18 protein-coding genes are annotated in these 16,765 nt (G+C 38.4%); 2 read left to right on the top strand and 16 right to left on the bottom strand.

Translation table 11 applies throughout. The annotated features are described in order from the left end of the window. Positions 1-81: 81 nt before the first annotated feature. The gene (locus AC1Q6O_RS03455; protein WP_008173746.1) at positions 82-843 is read right to left on the bottom strand and encodes a dimethylarginine dimethylaminohydrolase family protein; all 762 of its coding nucleotides are present in this window, start codon (positions 841-843) and stop codon (positions 82-84) included. A gap of 15 nt (positions 844-858) precedes the next feature. Further along, positions 859-1,731, bottom strand: a complete 873-nt coding sequence (locus tag AC1Q6O_RS03450; protein WP_089985303.1) for a dimethylarginine dimethylaminohydrolase family protein — start codon at positions 1,729-1,731, stop codon at positions 859-861. A gap of 284 nt (positions 1,732-2,015) precedes the next feature. Here AC1Q6O_RS03450 and AC1Q6O_RS03445 point away from each other — a divergent pair, with 284 nt between their 5' ends. Both AC1Q6O_RS03445 and rpmB read left to right on the top strand, forming a co-directional pair. Continuing rightward, positions 2,016-2,759 carry an IclR family transcriptional regulator gene (locus AC1Q6O_RS03445; protein WP_043989654.1) on the top strand — a complete coding sequence of 248 codons (744 nt, stop codon included), beginning with the start codon at positions 2,016-2,018 and terminating at the stop codon, positions 2,757-2,759. A gap of 187 nt (positions 2,760-2,946) precedes the next feature. Continuing rightward, positions 2,947-3,135 (top strand): 50S ribosomal protein L28, encoded by a 189-nt coding sequence (rpmB, locus tag AC1Q6O_RS03440; RefSeq protein ID WP_004227417.1) that lies wholly within the window; start codon positions 2,947-2,949, stop codon positions 3,133-3,135. A gap of 119 nt (positions 3,136-3,254) precedes the next feature. On the opposite strand, the gene spoVM is transcribed toward rpmB, so the two are convergent. From spoVM to gmk, 14 genes are all read right to left on the bottom strand, one after another. Then, a complete protein-coding gene (gene spoVM / locus AC1Q6O_RS03435) occupies positions 3,255-3,356 on the bottom strand; it encodes a stage V sporulation protein SpoVM (RefSeq protein WP_099805045.1) in 102 nt (33 codons plus the stop codon). Between the two features lie 18 nt (positions 3,357-3,374). Then, positions 3,375-4,028, bottom strand: coding sequence for a thiamine diphosphokinase (locus AC1Q6O_RS03430; RefSeq protein WP_008173760.1), 654 nt, complete (start codon positions 4,026-4,028; stop codon positions 3,375-3,377). Then, positions 4,025-4,693: a ribulose-phosphate 3-epimerase gene (gene rpe / locus AC1Q6O_RS03425; protein ID WP_043989656.1), complete on the bottom strand. Its 669-nt coding sequence runs from the start codon at positions 4,691-4,693 to the stop codon at positions 4,025-4,027. Before rpe ends, AC1Q6O_RS03430 begins: the two co-directional genes overlap by 4 nt. A gap of 2 nt (positions 4,694-4,695) precedes the next feature. After that, positions 4,696-5,580 carry a ribosome small subunit-dependent GTPase A gene (gene rsgA / locus AC1Q6O_RS03420; RefSeq protein ID WP_008173764.1) on the bottom strand — a complete coding sequence of 295 codons (885 nt, stop codon included), beginning with the start codon at positions 5,578-5,580 and terminating at the stop codon, positions 4,696-4,698. A gap of 11 nt (positions 5,581-5,591) precedes the next feature. Further along, a complete protein-coding gene (gene pknB, locus AC1Q6O_RS03415; RefSeq protein ID WP_008173766.1) occupies positions 5,592-7,580 on the bottom strand; it encodes a Stk1 family PASTA domain-containing Ser/Thr kinase in 1,989 nt (662 codons plus the stop codon). A 2-nt stretch (positions 7,581-7,582) separates the two neighbouring features. Next, positions 7,583-8,332 (bottom strand): Stp1/IreP family PP2C-type Ser/Thr phosphatase, encoded by a 750-nt coding sequence (locus AC1Q6O_RS03410; RefSeq protein ID WP_008173768.1) that lies wholly within the window; start codon positions 8,330-8,332, stop codon positions 7,583-7,585. A gap of 6 nt (positions 8,333-8,338) precedes the next feature. Then, the gene (gene rlmN / locus AC1Q6O_RS03405) at positions 8,339-9,481 is read right to left on the bottom strand and encodes a dual-specificity RNA methyltransferase RlmN (RefSeq protein ID WP_008173770.1); all 1,143 of its coding nucleotides are present in this window, start codon (positions 9,479-9,481) and stop codon (positions 8,339-8,341) included. Further along, positions 9,481-10,842 (bottom strand): 16S rRNA (cytosine(967)-C(5))-methyltransferase RsmB, encoded by a 1,362-nt coding sequence (rsmB, locus tag AC1Q6O_RS03400; protein WP_008173773.1) that lies wholly within the window; start codon positions 10,840-10,842, stop codon positions 9,481-9,483. The genes rlmN and rsmB overlap by 1 nt, the downstream gene beginning before the upstream one ends. Then, positions 10,839-11,780 (bottom strand): methionyl-tRNA formyltransferase, encoded by a 942-nt coding sequence (fmt, locus tag AC1Q6O_RS03395; protein WP_089985301.1) that lies wholly within the window; start codon positions 11,778-11,780, stop codon positions 10,839-10,841. Before fmt ends, rsmB begins: the two co-directional genes overlap by 4 nt. A 1-nt stretch (position 11,781) precedes the next feature. After that, a complete protein-coding gene (def, locus tag AC1Q6O_RS03390; RefSeq protein WP_043989715.1) occupies positions 11,782-12,276 on the bottom strand; it encodes a peptide deformylase in 495 nt (164 codons plus the stop codon). A gap of 90 nt (positions 12,277-12,366) precedes the next feature. Beyond that, positions 12,367-14,778 (bottom strand): primosomal protein N', encoded by a 2,412-nt coding sequence (gene priA / locus AC1Q6O_RS03385; RefSeq protein WP_492400914.1) that lies wholly within the window; start codon positions 14,776-14,778, stop codon positions 12,367-12,369. Next, positions 14,775-15,785 carry a bifunctional phosphopantothenoylcysteine decarboxylase/phosphopantothenate--cysteine ligase CoaBC gene (gene coaBC, locus AC1Q6O_RS03380; protein ID WP_043989657.1) on the bottom strand — a complete coding sequence of 337 codons (1,011 nt, stop codon included), beginning with the start codon at positions 15,783-15,785 and terminating at the stop codon, positions 14,775-14,777. Before coaBC ends, priA begins: the two co-directional genes overlap by 4 nt. A 99-nt stretch (positions 15,786-15,884) precedes the next feature. After that, positions 15,885-16,112, bottom strand: a complete 228-nt coding sequence (gene rpoZ, locus AC1Q6O_RS03375) for a DNA-directed RNA polymerase subunit omega (protein ID WP_008173785.1) — start codon at positions 16,110-16,112, stop codon at positions 15,885-15,887. Between the two features lie 3 nt (positions 16,113-16,115). Further along, positions 16,116-16,733 carry a guanylate kinase gene (gene gmk, locus AC1Q6O_RS03370; RefSeq protein ID WP_008173787.1) on the bottom strand — a complete coding sequence of 206 codons (618 nt, stop codon included), beginning with the start codon at positions 16,731-16,733 and terminating at the stop codon, positions 16,116-16,118. Positions 16,734-16,765: the final 32 nt, after the last annotated feature.

Genomic DNA, 16,765 nt, shown 5'->3' with positions numbered 1-16,765 from the left:
ATTGAATATTCTGATATACAAATAACGAAAGCACCCAACCAATTTATTTTTTTAAAATTGATTGGGTTCAAGTAGTATTACTTAAAAACGTAATGATAAGCAGCTTAAGCCACCATCATGTTTTCTAAATTCGGACATTTCAAGTTCAATCGTTTGATAACCTAGATCGAGTAATTTACGATTTGTGTCCGGGTATCCTGCTGGAATAATAATATAATCATTGACTTGAATACAGTTAGCAGAATATTCATCTTCCTTTGGAATAATAATTTTTTCATAGGATTCAAATGCCGGATGATCTACGAACTCACCAGCTAGCACCATACGATTGTCTCCTACATAAGCAATACCCGTTTTTAAATGGAAGAATTCTTTTAATGGGATAATCGTCGCCTCATACCCCTCTTGTTCAACGATTTCCTTAAATTGTTGTGCCCCTTCTTCATTTGTACGATCTGAAATTCCTACATAAAATTTCTTTTCAGCCTGTAATATGTCCCCTCCATCAAGCGTTCCAGATCCTTTTATATAATAAATTTTATCGTAGAATTGCTTTACAGCAGGTTCGATATCTTCAATTTCCCGGTTACGGGCAGCAGCTCCTGGATTTGAAATGATAGCAAATTCTGGTGTTAAAACTGCCGTATCCTCTACAAATGTTGAGTCAGGAAATGCCTCATTCGCTGGTAATTGTGTTACTTCAACCTCACATTTTTTTAAAGCTTCTACATACTTGTCATGCTGCTCGTATAATTTCTCTAAAATCGGTTTTCCTAAATCACTAGTTGTTAAACCGTTTACAAAACTATTTCCTGGATTTTTAACAATAACATTTTTAAACATTTCTTTTCTCTCCTTTTATGCTCTTATTACAGGACAAGTCAGACATGTAGGCCCGCCTGTTCCTAACACAGAAATTTGTTGACCTTTATATTCAAATACCGTTGCACCAGCTTCGATTAGTTGCTGTTTTGTGACCGTGTTTCCTTCAGGAAGAACACAAACTCTAGGTGCAAGCGCTAACACATTACAGCCAAGTGTATCGTATTCATCCTTTGGCACTTCCACTAACTGAATACCTCTTTCCACTAGTAATTGGCGGAAAAATACAGGCATTAAACGGGAATGTACAACTGCTAAATCTTTATCAACCATACTAATGAAAGACATAAGATGTAAGCATTCAGCTTCACCTAAATCATGTGGTAGCTGTACCACTATAAATTCATCTACCATTTCAGCTGTCATTTCTTTTAGCTGACGAATGGCCTCATCATTTGTTCGATAACCTCTCCCAACAGCAAGTGTTCGATCATCTAACCAAACAATGTCTCCACCATCTGCTACTGCATCTCCAGTGAGTTCTCCGATTATGGAAATACCCTTGTCCTTTAAAAATTCTTTGTAGATGGAAGCTTCTGGCTGTCTTAATTTTTTTCCAGACTTTAATAAAATGGCACCCTTCGGCGTAAATTTGACTGGATCATGGGCATAAAGCGAGTCCAACCCTACCTCATCTGAAAGTGGTAGATAATCAATTGTGTCAACATACTTCTTAAGAATCTCAACAAATTCTGCATATTCCTTTAATGCTTCTTCAAAGTTGGGCTCAGATAAGTAGTTAAAAGTTTTCCATTCATCACTAAGATGTTTCTGACTTCGAAAAGCATCTTTTGGATGTTTTACTATTACGTGTTTTAAAGGTGTATACATCGACGAGCAATAATGCATTCCCTTCACTCCTTTTCCGTGTAGTGGAAAACGTTTCCGTTTAGAGGAAAGTTTATATGAAAAATATATGCGTTTTATGTTATACTGTCAATATATTTAGAAAACTTTTTATTTTTCATTTTCTTCTCAAACCACTCTCAGTAAGCCCTGTTGAATTAAGTCTGAATTTTTCTAAAAGGGTATTCTCTTTCTTTTTGTATTCAATGAACTCATGGTCTCAGTAAGATTGGAACTAGACGTAGATGGAGAATAAAAATAAAATAGGAGAAAAGGAGGTAGGACAAATGCAATTATTAGAGCGGGCTATGACTATTGCGAAGGTTTTAGCTTCTGAAGCAAATGACAGTAGCTTGTCCATTTCGGAGCTTTCTACAAAATGTGATTTACCTCTAAGTACTTTACATAGAATTTTAAAAGCGATGATTAATCAAGGAATGATTGAGCAAGATGAACAAACTAAACATTATCGACTCGGGACCATTTGGATGGAACTCGGCTTGCAAGTCTATGATACGATGGATTATATTAGCAAAATCCGACCAGAGCTAGAGCGATTAGCAAGAGATGTTGAGGAAAGTGTCTATTTAAGTAAGCCAGCAGGTTTAGACACGATTATTATTGAAAGAATAGATAGCGCTGCCAATCCAATTCGTATTTATGACCAGCTGGGCATTCGTATACCTCTACATATTGGAGCAGCCAATAAGGCCATTCTCGCCTCTATGTCTGACGCACAATCGAAAGAAATATTAGAACAACTAGTAACGCAAGATGAAATGCCTGAACTGGAGGAGCAACTTCGTCAAATTCGACAACAAGGTTATGCGATTAGTCACGGAGAACGAACGGCTGGTACTTCCTCCATTGCCGTTTCCGTTTTAGATGGTTTTGGTGAAGTAATAGGAGCAGTAAGCATCGGTTTTGTCAGCTTTAATGTTTCTCAAGAGCACATTCTAACACTCATTGAACGTTTGGTTAATACCGGCAAACGCGTCTCACTGAAACTCGGTTATCGAGGAAAATATTAGAAGAACTGATTCCTTCAAAGAAAATCTATTTTTGTTCATCAATTTTGCCTGTAAAGGTTTTTTTCTTGAAAGGTTATGTGAAAACTGTTGCACTGAACGCCATCGTATGTTAAATTATTATGGTATGTGAAATACCGAACTGAAATATAATAATCTTTCAGCATCAACAGTAAGGAGGGAATACAACATGCCAAAACAATGTGTAATCACTGGACGTAAAGCTCGTACTGGTAACAACCGTTCCCACGCTATGAACGCTAACAAACGTACTTGGGGTGCTAACCTTCAAAAAGTTCGTATCTTAGTTGACGGTAAACCAAAACGTGTATGGGTTTCTGCTCGTGCATTAAAATCAGGTAAAATCGAGCGCGTTTAATCGACGCTTCTAAAAAATCGATTTCGCTTTGAGCGTAAATCGATTTTTTTCTTTGGTTATAGAATGATTACTGCAGTAAAAATCTACATATAGCAAAGAATGAAAAAATCCGACTACTATTAGTCGGATTTTTTTACTTTCTTATCTTTTTTAAATAGGTTAATACACGTGCGCGTAATACTACTAACGAATTTCGGCAATTGGAACGTATATACTTTCAGGACTCTCTCCCCCTTACGCTAATCTATGCTTCTTATCATTAAACATATGCCTCTTGAGAAAGATATAGACCCTGAAGTTCCTATTATTTCATTACTTGTAAATCGGGATGTTCCTAAAGAAATTTCTTCTTTCGTCGTTTCATATTTCACTTGCCTTAATGTCACATCTTTTATCGGCTCTTCATGAGCAAAGAAGGATAAGTACCGATATCGGTTATCTGCATAAATAGGATGTGTACCCGGCAATAAAAATTGTAACATATTTGTATGATTAATAATCTTCAATACAATGTGTGGATGCTCTTTTTGTAAACGATATATAGAACGAACAGCTGCCTCATAATGATCTAGACGCCCTCCCGTAACACCTGTCAAAATAATTTCTTCTGGTGCATACGTAAATGCTTTAAGCAAGGCCAAATCCGTATCTGTTTCATTTTTCTCTTCTTGAAAACGTTGTTGATCATTTGTCCGCGCCATCACCCGCTGATATTCTTCTTCTGATAAAGAATCAAAATCTCCAACAATTGCATGTGGCGTAATCCCCTGCTCTATTAAATATAAAGCACCACGATCTGCGCCAATAAACACTACATCCTGTTGTAATTGAAACGATGTGAATGAACACAGCTCTTGTTTTGGACCACCTGCACAAACAACGACTGTCGTCATCCGTTAATCGCTGCCTCACCAGCCGCTAAAATTTCTTGAAGCGCAGCTGTTCGATCCTCTTTACTATAGATGGCTGATCCTGCCACAAAAATCGTCGCTCCTGCCTGTGCACATGGAACAATCGTTTCGGCTGTAATGCCACCGTCAATTTCAATGGCGATGTCCAATCCACGCTCTTTAATCAGTGAAGATAAAGCCTCGATTTTAGGCACAACCGAATGAATGAATTTTTGTCCGCCGAACCCTGGATTGACAGTCATTAATAAAACCATATCGATATCTTCAAGAACATGCTGGATAGATTCTATCGGTGTATGTGGATTTAAAACGACACCCGCCTTTATACCATACGAACGGATTAATTGAATTGTACGATGTAGGTGACGACAAGCTTCAACATGTACGGTAATATAGTCTGCTCCAGCTTGAGCAAACTGTTCAATATACTGATCTGGGTTTTCAATCATTAAATGTACATCTAATGGTAAATCTGTTAATGGACGGATAGCATCCAATACGATTGAGCCAAATGAAATATTCGGCACAAAATGACCATCCATCACATCTATATGAATTAGTTTTGCACCCGCTTGCTCTACTTCTTTTACTTCTTCTCCTAATTTTGCAAAATTCGCTGCTAAAATTGATGGTGCTATTTGTATCATCATTAATACCTCGGCTTTCGATCCATAATTTCTTGCATAAATTGTTCATAATGCTTGTAGCGGTAGTCACGAATTTCCCCTGTCTCTACGGACGCCTTGACTGCACATTTGGGCTCTTTCATATGTAAACAGCCTCTGAATTTACAATGATCCGCTACTCTAATCATTTCTGGAAAACATGCGCCTAATTCTTCTTTCTCAATTTCATCAAAATCAAACGAACTGAAACCAGGCGTATCTGCCAATAAACCATCACAGACCTCAATTAGCTCAACGTGACGCGTCGTATGTTTTCCACGTCCTAGGCTCTGTGAGATAATTCCTGTTTTTAAATTCAATTCAGGAATTAATGTATTTAGTAATGTTGATTTTCCAACACCAGATTGGCCTGCTAGCACAGTTGTTTTTCCCTTTAATATAGGCTGTAATCTTTCCACTAATTCTTCTTCATCTTTATAAGTTTGAAGAACGGTATAGCCCATATTTTCGTAATCAGCGATATAACGCTGTAATTCCTCATGTTCGTTATTTTCTAGTAAATCCATTTTTGTTAGACAAATAATAGGGTGTACATGGAATGATTCTAAAACAACTAAAAAGCGATCGAGTAATATCGTATTGAAATTAGGCTCTTTTACAGAAAAAACCAAGATACCCTGATCAATATTGGCAATTGGCGGCCTAACTAATTCATTTTGACGTTCTAAAATCTTTTGAATAGTGCCATCCGATCCTTCTGTTTCCAATGAATATTCTACAATATCACCGACAAGCGGGGATTCTCCACGATTGCGAAAGACCCCACGTCCTCGGCATTGAATAAGCTGATGACCATCATAAACATAATAATAACCGCTTAACGCTTTTCTTATTTGGCCTTGCGCCATCCAATTCCTCCTTAATTGACATCGTTATAATTAACTTTTTCTTCTAAGATGATTTCTGAGTCACGGATAATTCTATAACTCGCATCTTTGCCTTCTTCAATAACAAGCTGTATATTGTAAGGCGTATCATTTAAAATTTCCAGCTCCGTAACTGGTTCAGAAAATGTATGATTTTTATCTTGAATTTCAATTCGAACTTTTTGAGGTACACCCTCTTCTTTAGGTTTATACTCAATGACTACGGGCTTAAGCAGAAGTTTCTCAGGCTTTTTAGCTGGTCCCTTACTAATTATAACCGAAATAGCAGAACCTTCCTCCACCATAGTACCTGCTTTTGTCAATTGCGAAATTACACTACCAGCAGGGATCGATTCATGATAGTCTTCACGAGATACTCGCCAGCTGAGACCTACTCTATTCACATAGTTATCCATATCCGCTTTCGAATAATTCACAACATTTTCTACTCTGACCATACGAACACCTTGACTTACTTTAAAGGTAATCGTTTCCTCTTTCGCTACCACTTCCGTATCTGCCGCAATACTTTGCTCAATAATTCTACCTTCAGGTTCACGAGAAGGAACTTCCTCTTTCCTTACTTCTTTATACTTTCCTTTTATTAAAGCCTCTACTTGACTATAATTTTGTCCGACATAATTATCAACGGTCGTCGTCTCCACACCTAAACTAACAATTAGGTCAATCTCTGAGCCTTTTGCGCGCATCGAGTTTTTCTCTGGATCGGTTTCTATAACATGACCCTTTTCAATGTCCTCATGATTTCGTTCCTGATGCTCCTCACCAACAACAAATCCCTCGGCTTCTAATTTTTTTGTAGCTTCCTCTACAGTCAAATTTATTACATCTGGGACTGCCACTTTTTTCGGGCTAAATAAATCTGCTGCAAATATGAAGAATAAGAAGATGATAATTACCGCTATTAATAATCCCGCCACAATCTTAGGCCATTTTTTCTTCTTTGCTTTAACAGGAGTAGGTTTTTCTACAGGTTTTTTAGGTGGTGCCTGAGCTGGAGATTTATATTCCACAATGGGTTCAATAACCCTTGTTTTAGTTAAATCTTCATCTTTCTTTAGAGCTTCCTCTTTAATAATTGGAATGGCCTTTGTCGCATCATTATCCACTGGAATAACAAACTTTGGTTCATTTATTCGGGAAGATGATAAGACGGTTTCCAAATCATCATACATTTCTTCCACTGTATTATAGCGATGAGATGCATCTTTTGCTGTAGCCTTGAGCACCACATTTTCCAAGCTTTGCGGAATAGTTCCATCAAAAGCGCGAACTGAAGGTGTTTCCGCTTGTAAATGCTTAAGGGCAATAGAAACAGCTGACTCCCCTGAAAAAGGTAATTCACCTGTTAATAATTCATACAATACAATACCCAATGCATAGATGTCCGATTGACTTGTAGCCGTCCCACCCCGAGCCTGCTCTGGTGATAAGTAATGCACTGTCCCTAGCACAGAATTCGTTTGAGTAAAGGATGTAGCGCTTAACGTCATGGCAATGCCAAAATCAGTTACTTTGACATTTCCCTCTGCATCCATCAAAATATTTTGTGGTTTAATATCACGGTGAATAATATGATTTTCATGGGCATTAGCAATAGCAGACGTTAATTGCTTCATAATATGCACACTTCTAGACGGAGAAATTGGTGCAAATTCTTGTATGTACTGCTTTAACGTTTTTCCTTGAACAAATTCCATTACAATATAGTGTAGATCCCCATCGTCACCTACATCATAAACACTAACAATATTAGGATGTGTAAGACTTGTGGCAGACAGTGCCTCACGTTGAAAACGTCGATGTAACTCATCCTCATTGGAAAAATCATAGCGTAATATTTTTATGGCTACATCACGATTTAATATCATATCATGAGCTAAATAAACATTGGACATACCTCCGCCACCAATGAGGTCTAATATCTTATAACGGTCACTAATTCTTTTACCTACCAGCATTCTTACACCTCCTCATCCTTTTTAGTTAGTAGCACGAGGGAGATATTATCTTCTCCCCCGCTAGCATTTGCTAATTCTACAAGTTTACGTCCTTTTTCCAATATAGGATCGGGATACGTAATGATCGAAGCCATTTCATAGACAGTTAGTTTATTGCTTAATCCATCTGAACAAATGAGTAAATACGATTTTGGTGCCAACTCTACTTCATAAAAATCTGGTTCTATTGCTTCCTCTGTACCTACAGCTTTTAAGATGAAATTTTTCTTTGGATGCGTCAATGCTTCCTCTTCACTAATTTCTCCATTTTCAACCAGTACATTCACATAAGAATGATCTTTTGTGATTTGTTGTGCACCATCTTCAAAGAAATAATACACACGACTATCTCCAACATGTGCAATGAAACAATGATGTCCTTCTATTAACACTGCAATAAACGTCGTGCCCATTCCTTTACAGTCTTCGTGTGATAAAGAATAGTCATAAATATTTTTATTCAATTGCTTTACTGTTTGTAATAACCATTCTTTCTTTGATGTTGTTGATACAAAATGATGTGCGTCTGCCTGTAAAAAAAAGGTCTCCATCTGTTTTATTGCCATATCACTTGCCACATCTCCAGCATTATGACCACCCATGCCGTCCGCCACAAGTGCTAGAGCAAGCCCGTCAGGACGTTTAAATAATGCAGCACGGTCTTCATTAATTGATCGTTTTAAACCAATATCACTTTCGACTGTGTATTCCAACACTGGTCACCTCGTTTCTTCAGATCTCTCTTGCGCACGTAATTGACCACACGCAGCCGCAATATCAGAACCCTGCTCTCGGCGGATCGTTACGTTTATCCCATTTTTCTTTAATGTTTTTTCAAACGCAAAAATTTGGCTACGAGACGTACGAACATAATCACGTTCTGGTACGTAGTTAACAGGAATTAAGTTAACGTGACATTTAATTCCTTTAATTAAAGCAGAAAGCTCTTCTGCAATTTCTACTGAATCATTTTCACCAGACATTAATCCATATTCAAAACTTACACGTCTGCCAGTCTTTTTAGTATAGTAACGAACGGCTTCCATTAACTCTTCTAATTTATAGGCACGCGCAATTGGCATAAGCTTTTGACGAGCCTCTTGATTTGGTGCATGTAAAGATACAGCAAAGTTAATTTGTAGTTGTTCATCAGCGAATTGATAAATTTTTGGAACGATACCTGATGTGGATACAGTAATGTGACGCGCTCCAATGTTTAATCCCTTTTCATGATTAATCACTTTTAAGAAGTTCATCATTGCATCATAATTATCGAAAGGTTCTCCAATACCCATAATAACAATATGTGATACTCGCTCACTTACTTCATCTAAAGTTTGCTGCACTTTTACAACTTGTTCTACAATTTCCCCAGCCAATAAATGTCGTTTCAAGCCACCTAAGGTTGAGGCACAAAATGTACATCCAATGCGGCAGCCCACCTGTGTTGTCACACAGACAGAGTTTCCATATTCATGGCGCATTAATACCGTTTCTATAGAGTAACCATCTTGCAATTGGAATAAAAACTTAATGGTACCGTCTTTAGACTCTTGCTTGATAATTGTTGATAAGGTAGATAAGGCAAAATTTGCAGCTAGCTTGTCCCGTAATCCCTTTGAAAGGTTTGACATTTCTTCAAACGTCTTAACACGTTTATTATATAACCAATCAAAAATCTGTGCTGCACGGAAAGGCTTTTCTCCGTTTTCCTTTAACCATTCTTCTAATTGATGTGGCTGGAATGAATAAATCGATTCCTTTAAATTTGGTTTTTCCTTTTTCACACGTCGAACTGGCTTTTCTTCTGCCTCTTCAACTAAATCGTTGATACGTTCATTAAATTCCTTTTGATCCAGCATTAGTTGGATTCTCCTTTTTTACGAAAGGCGGCAACGAAGAAACCGTCACTGCCAAAGTCTTGTGGAAAGACTTGAAGCATGCCATTAGCTTGCTTTTCCGCTAATTTTGTTGGTAAAGATTCTAGTTGTATCGCTTCCATTTCTGGATGCGTTGCTAAAAAGGCTTTTACTGTGCCTTCATTTTCTTGTTTATCGACGGTACAAGTACTATACACAAGCTTACCCTCTATCTTCAATACTTTTGTCGCTGCATCTAATAATGCTAGTTGGATTGTTTGAAGATTTTCTAAATCTTCTTCTCGCTTCGTATATTTAATATCTGGCTTACGTCGCATAACTCCTAGTCCACTACATGGTGCATCCACTAAAACGGCATCATAAGACTCTGCTTGTAAAAATTCAGGTGCTTTACGACCGTCAATTGGGGCTGTTTCAATAATATCTAGCCCTAGACGTTCTGTATTATGGTCGATTAAATCTAATTTATGTGGATGAAGATCTGTTGCTAAAATAGAACCTTCATTTTTCATGATTTCAGCTAAATGCGTTGTTTTACCACCTGGTGCTGCACACATATCCAAGACACGCATACCAGGAGATGGGTTTAGAACATTGGCTGGTATCATTGAACTCTCGTCTTGAATAGTAATATGCCCCTCTTTAAATGCATGAGTACGAGCGGGTTGACCATTTGTTAAGTGTAGACATTCTGGGATGACCTCACTTTGCTTCGCTGTTAAACCTTCCGCTTCGAGTTCCGCTATCGCTTGCTCAACAGTTACCTTCGTTGTGTTGACACGAACAGTTTGCATAGGTGGTACATTATTTTCATGTAACATTCCTGTAGCTACTTCTAGACCGTAATTATCAACAAAACGTTGTACTAGCCAAATCGGATGACTTGTTTCAATAGCAAGACGCTCTATTGGATTTTCAATATCAGTTATAGCAGGTACACCTTGACGCAAGACAGATCTTAAAATACCATTGACCGTCGAAGCAATACCACGATGCCCTCGGCGCTTCGCAATTTCTACTGCCTCATTAACGGCTGCATGCGCTGGGATACGCGTTAAATACTGCATTTGATACAAAGATATACGCAATAACCAACGAACCCAATGATCTATAGAGCCACGGATAAAAGGCTCTAAATAATAATCAAGGGTCATTTTATGTTGCAATGTGCCATAGGTTAATTCTGTTAATAAAGCACGGTCCTTCGCCTCTATTTTATGTCGTTTAATGGTTTCATTGAGAAGTAAATTGCTATAGGCTTGATTTTTATCAACTGCTAACAGAATAGACAATGCGGCGTCTCGCACATTTCCATCCCAAATTACTACACTTTTTTTACTCATTTAAATTGGTCCCCAATCTGTAATTTAGAACCTGTACCACGTAAATATTCCTCAGCTGTCATGCGCTTTTTACCTGCAGGTTGTACATCAAATAATGCTAAGGTTGTCCCATTGCCTGCCGCTACTTCAAAATGATCTTTTGCAATCGCTACTACAGTACCAGGAATCGTATCATGCTTGCTATTGCCAATAATTGCCCACCATACTTTAAAATTCCCATCCTCAAAAGTTGTATATGCTACAGGCCACGGATGAAGTCCGCGTACTTGATTGTAAAGAGTTGTGGCATCCTTTGTCCAATCAATACGTTCCTGTTCTCTCGAAATATTGCTCGCAAAAGTAACTTGCGTTTCATCTTGAACTGTACGGCTATTTGTTCCATTAATAATAGATGGAAGTGTGTCCTTTAATAAATCACGACCAACTATACTTAGCTTATCAAAAAATCCACCTGTATGATCATCTTGTTCAATTGGAATAGCTCTTTGAGAAATAATATCACCTGCATCAAGTTTTTCTGCCATATACATAATTGTGACGCCAGTTTCCTTTTCACCATCCATAATAGCTTGGTGAATAGGGGCGCCTCCACGATATTTTGGTAATAACGAGGCATGGACATTAATACAGCCGAGTGCAGGAGCATCCAATAGTTCTTTCGGTAATATTTGTCCAAATGCAGCGGTAATGACTATATCTGGTTGTAACGCAAGAATCTGTTGTAGCTCATTTGATCCACGTAGCTTTTCTGGTTGGATAATAGGTAATCCTAGCTCTAATGCTGCTGCCTTGACAGGTGGTGGTGTCAATACACGTTTACGGCCTACTGGTCGATCAGGTTGTGTCACTACTGCTTTAATATCGTACCCTTCTTCATGTAGCATACGCAAAATGGGTGCAGAGAAGTCAGGTGTCCCCATAAAAATAATCGAAGTCATTTTATTCCTCCTCGTTTGCATACATTTCTTCAAGTTCTTCTGCAGTTATAACACGTTTAATTTTTGAATCAAATAGCACGCCATCTAAATGATCAATTTCATGTAAAATTGCTCTAGCATCAAAGCCCCCTGCTTCTAATTCATAAACACGTCCTTCACGGTCACATGCTTCAATTTTTACATAGCTAGGGCGTTCTACCTCACCATATAATCCTGGGAAACTCAAACAACCTTCAATATCTATTTCCGCCCCATCCGTTTCAATAACAGTTGGATTAACCATTTCTAAAATATCGCGTTCTTCACCTAGTTCTACAATCGCTACTCGTAACCCTATATCAATTTGTGGGGCTGCAATGCCAACACCATCATATTCCACCATTGTGTCATATAAATCATCCAGTAATGTAATGAGTTCGTCGTTAATTTCTGTTACTTCAGCACATGGTGTTGAAAGTACTTGTGCTGGGTGTTCGATTACTTTTTTTATTGCCATTTTTATTTCCTCATTTCCGCTTTTAGCTTGAGCCATACCACTTTATTTATTTTTATGGTCTTATGCTCGTAAAACTGTGTTTATACTCTCTTATATAGTAGACGGATCTAAATCTACCGTCATTAATATTCCTTGTTTGATCCAATCTGCTCGATACATAGCGAGCAGACGCTGTAATACTGGAATAAGATTTGGTTCAATTTTATATTTTATCAAACATTGATAACGATATCTATTTTGGAGTCGAGCAATACTTGCCGTCGTTGGGCCAATAATAGCTACTTGATTCGATAAATTTCCACGGAGCCAATCTGCCATACGTCCTGCATATTCAGCAGCCATCATAACATCCTCATGAGAAATCTGAACAAGCGCCACATAGTAATATGGAGGGTAACTGGAACGACGGCGTAAAAACATCTCTCGTTCATAAAATGGCTCATAATCCTGCGTTTTAGCTAATTCAATAGCATAATGCTCAGGTGTATAGGTCTGAATAATTACCTCTCCGGGTTTATCATGTCTTCCTGCCCTCCCACTTACCTGTGTTAAAAGCTGAAATGTACGTTCTGCTGCACGATAATCTGGTAAATGTAAGGAGGTGTCGGCGCTCAGTACACCTACAAGTGTAATATTTGGAAAGTCAAGCCCTTTTGCAATCATCTGCGTGCCCAATAAAATATCTGCTTGCCCTTCACCAAAAGCAGCTAATATTTCTTCATGTGCACCTTTATGCTTTGTCGTATCTACATCCATACGTAATACCCTTGCTTCTGGGAACAGCTTATATATTTCTTCCTCCACCTTTTGTGTACCAGTACCAAAATAACGAATATGATCACTTTGACATTGTGGACATATTTGAGGAACATGTTCCTCATAACCACAGTAATGACATTTCAATTTTTCAGTTGTACGATGATAGGTTAATGAAATATCACAGTTGGGACATTGTACAACGGTCCCACAATCCCGACAGAGCACAAAAGACGAGTAGCCACGTCGATTTAAAAACAACACCATTTGCTCTTTTTTCTCTAATCTAACACGGATTGCTTCTATAAGGGATTGCGAAAACATGGATCGATTTCCTTGTCGAAGCTCCTCACGCATATCTGAAATAAAAACGGTTGGTAATGACTGATGTAAGGCTCTCAGCTTTAATGAAAGTAAGGTATAAACACCCTTTTTGGCTCTTGCAAAAGATTCTAAACCTGGTGTAGCACTACCCAAAATAACAGGGCAATTATAATATTCACTACGCCAGATAGCTACATCTCTTGTATGGTAACGTGGTGAATCTTCTTGCTTATATGTTGACTCATGCTCTTCATCCAAAATAATAAGACCTATATTTGTAAAGGGGGCAAATATTGCTGAACGAGCACCAACGACTACTCTTACTTTCCCTTGCTGGATTTTACGCCATTCATCATACTTCTCGCCCACAGACAATCCGCTATGCATAACTGCAACCATCTCTCCAAAACGACTACGAAATCGCTCCGTCATTTGAGGTGTTAAAGAGATTTCAGGTACAAGCATAATAGCTTCTTTGCCTTCGTTCAACACTTTTTGTATCGCCTGCAAATAGACCTCTGTCTTACCACTCCCTGTTACACCATGCAATAAAAATGTTTGCGCTTGTTGCTTCTCCATAGCCACGGTAATGGCTTGTAAAGCAATTTGCTGCTCATCTGTTAATTGTAAGGCTTGCGTACGTGAAACTTCTTTCGTAAACGGGTCTCGGTATACTTCTTCTTGAATAAATTGCGCCGCACCTTTGTCAATAACGCTCTCTAAAACTGAAGAAGAGACTCCTGCTTCCTCACAAATTTGCTGAGGTGACAAAACTTCTCCTAAATGCTGCCTTATCCATTCTAGTAATAGACGTTGCTTCACAGCTCTAGCTGATTGCTCAATCGCTTTTTCAATAATGCTTGGCTTTTCTATAATTTTCACCATTCGTATTTCTTTTACATGACCCTGTTGTTTCACAACATGATCAATAGTCACCATATTTTGGGCAACTAATTGCTTTAATAAAGGCAGTAAACCTGCACGTTCAAATTCTTTAAAATTAGCCTTTTGTCGTTTACCAAAAATCACTTGTACTTCACTCGGGATATTTGGATCTTCATGTAGCTTTACAATTTTTTCATATTTTGCACGTAATGCTGAAGGTAACATTACTTGTAAAGCATCTATTTCATAGCAAATCGTTTGATTCTTCAACCACTTTGCCATTTGTAGCATTTCATCAGTTAGTACCGGCTCCATATCTAAAATTTGAGCAATTGATTTTAATTTATTGAGGGGCACGTCTGTTTCAGTTTTTATGCCCACGACAAAGCCTAAAACATTTCTAGGACCAAATGGCACTTTTACACGACAGCCCATTTCTATTACATTTACCCATTCAGGTGGTACTTGATAATCGAAGGGACGATCCACATGGTAGGTCGAGACATCTACAATGACTTCCGCTATTAAAAAGCTCATTGCTCCTCACCCTTTAGTATTTGAGCCCATAACGTTCGGGCAAAGTGCTGTGGATTAGTTGTAGCAATAATCTGCCCATTTATTTGAGCTTCCTCACTGAAGTCAATCCAACGCTCCGATTGAATGCTTAGCAGAGGTTCGCCAAGCACTTCTTGTCCAAATGTGACAGCCTTGATACCCTCTACTGAAATAAGTGGTGTTTTCTCTATTGTCGGTACATTAGCTGCATGTATGAAGAGAACCTCTGGGTCCTGATTTTTATAGTTTTCCAGCTGTTGCATCAAATCATTCAAACTACTATCTTCTATTTGAATCACATGTGCTCCTAAGGTCCTGGCTTCATTAGCCAAAGCCTGTCCAATGACACCATTCGCTGGTGGTTTAATCATATGCTTTTCATCGAACGGTACATACAAAGCACCAGCTGTCACTACTACCGTTTTATTAGTAAGTGGTTTTGGTGTAGCCGTCGCTGAAAAAAAATCCTGTACAATAGTTGTTATTTTTTCAGGTTCCTCTAAGCGCCCCTTCCCAACATAGCCACATGCTAAAAATCCTTCTGAAGGCTCGATAAATTGGTAGCCATCTGCTGCTAACCTATCTAAGTTACGCTTTACTGCTGGATGGTCATACATATGTACATTCATAGCTGGAGCTATCCACACAGGCGCAGTAGTAGCAAGTAAGGTTGTTGATACCATATCATCTGCAATTCCATTGGCCAATTTCCCAATTATATTGGCAGTTGCCGGCGCAACTAAAATCAAATCAGCCCAATCCGCTAAATCAATATGGGCAATCACATTTGAATCTTTTTCATCAAATGTGTCAAAATAAACATCATTTTTGGACATCACTTGAAAGCTTAATGGATTCACAAACTGTCTAGCTGAGGCAGTCATTATCACTTTTACGTTCGCCCCTGCTTGTGATAGCTTGCTAACTAGAGCAACAGCTTTATATACGGCAATCCCGCCTGAAACACAAAGTAAAATATTTTTATTCATGCTAGGTGTCTTCCCTTCAAATGATAAGCTCCCAAAGGAGGATTCCCTGGGAGCTCTCGGCATTCTGTATAATCAAATCAACTGCTGACTAACTTGAAGTTAAATTTCGTCTTCGTACACAGTTGACTCATCCTGTGATACTTTCGTAAGTACACCTGCCGCTACTTCTTCAAGTGCTTTTCCTACGTATTTATGAGATACGTACTTGTGTAAACGTTCTGTATTTTGCTCTTCCTGCATTTGACGAGCACGTTTTGAAGCAAGGCTCACTAGTGAATATTTTGAATCGATTTCTTTTTTTAAAGCATCTACTGATGGGTATAACATTGTTTATTCTCCTCTCAACATTGACAAATATCTTTTTTCAACACGTTCTCTACGGCAATGCTCTGCTTTAATAATCGCATTAATACGATCACAGGCATTTGTCACTTCATCATTCTCTACAACATAATCGTATAAGCTCATCATTTCAAGCTCTTCACTTGCTGTAGCAATACGTTTTGCTATGATGTCCTCTGTTTCCGTCCCACGTCCAACTAAACGATCTTTTAATTCAGTTAAACTTGGAGGGGCTAAGAAAATAAATAAGGCATCTGGTGCTTTTTTACGAATCTGCGCTGCACCCTGCACTTCTATTTCTAAAAACACATCGCGACCTGCATCCAGTGTTTCATTCACGTAGGCTAATGGTGTACCATAGTAGTTTCCTACAAATTCAGCATGCTCTAATAAGCCACCCTGTTCAATTAACGTTTCAAAGTCTTCACGTTTCTTGAAAAAATAGTCTACACCATCGATTTCACCTTCGCGAGGATTTCGTGTCGTCATCGAGATGGAATACTCATAATTCGTATTCGGCTGAGAAAATAATTCTTTTCGCACTGTCCCTTTACCTACACCAGATGGGCCAGACAGAACAATTAATAATCCACGTTCTTTTATCATTTATTCTCTATATCTCCCTTAATTTATAACAG

The organism is Lysinibacillus sp. GW823-FHT06C08 (assembly GCF_058795135.1).
The sequence above is the reverse complement of the archived record's forward strand: the minus strand, read 5'-3'. Positions and strand labels throughout refer to the sequence as shown.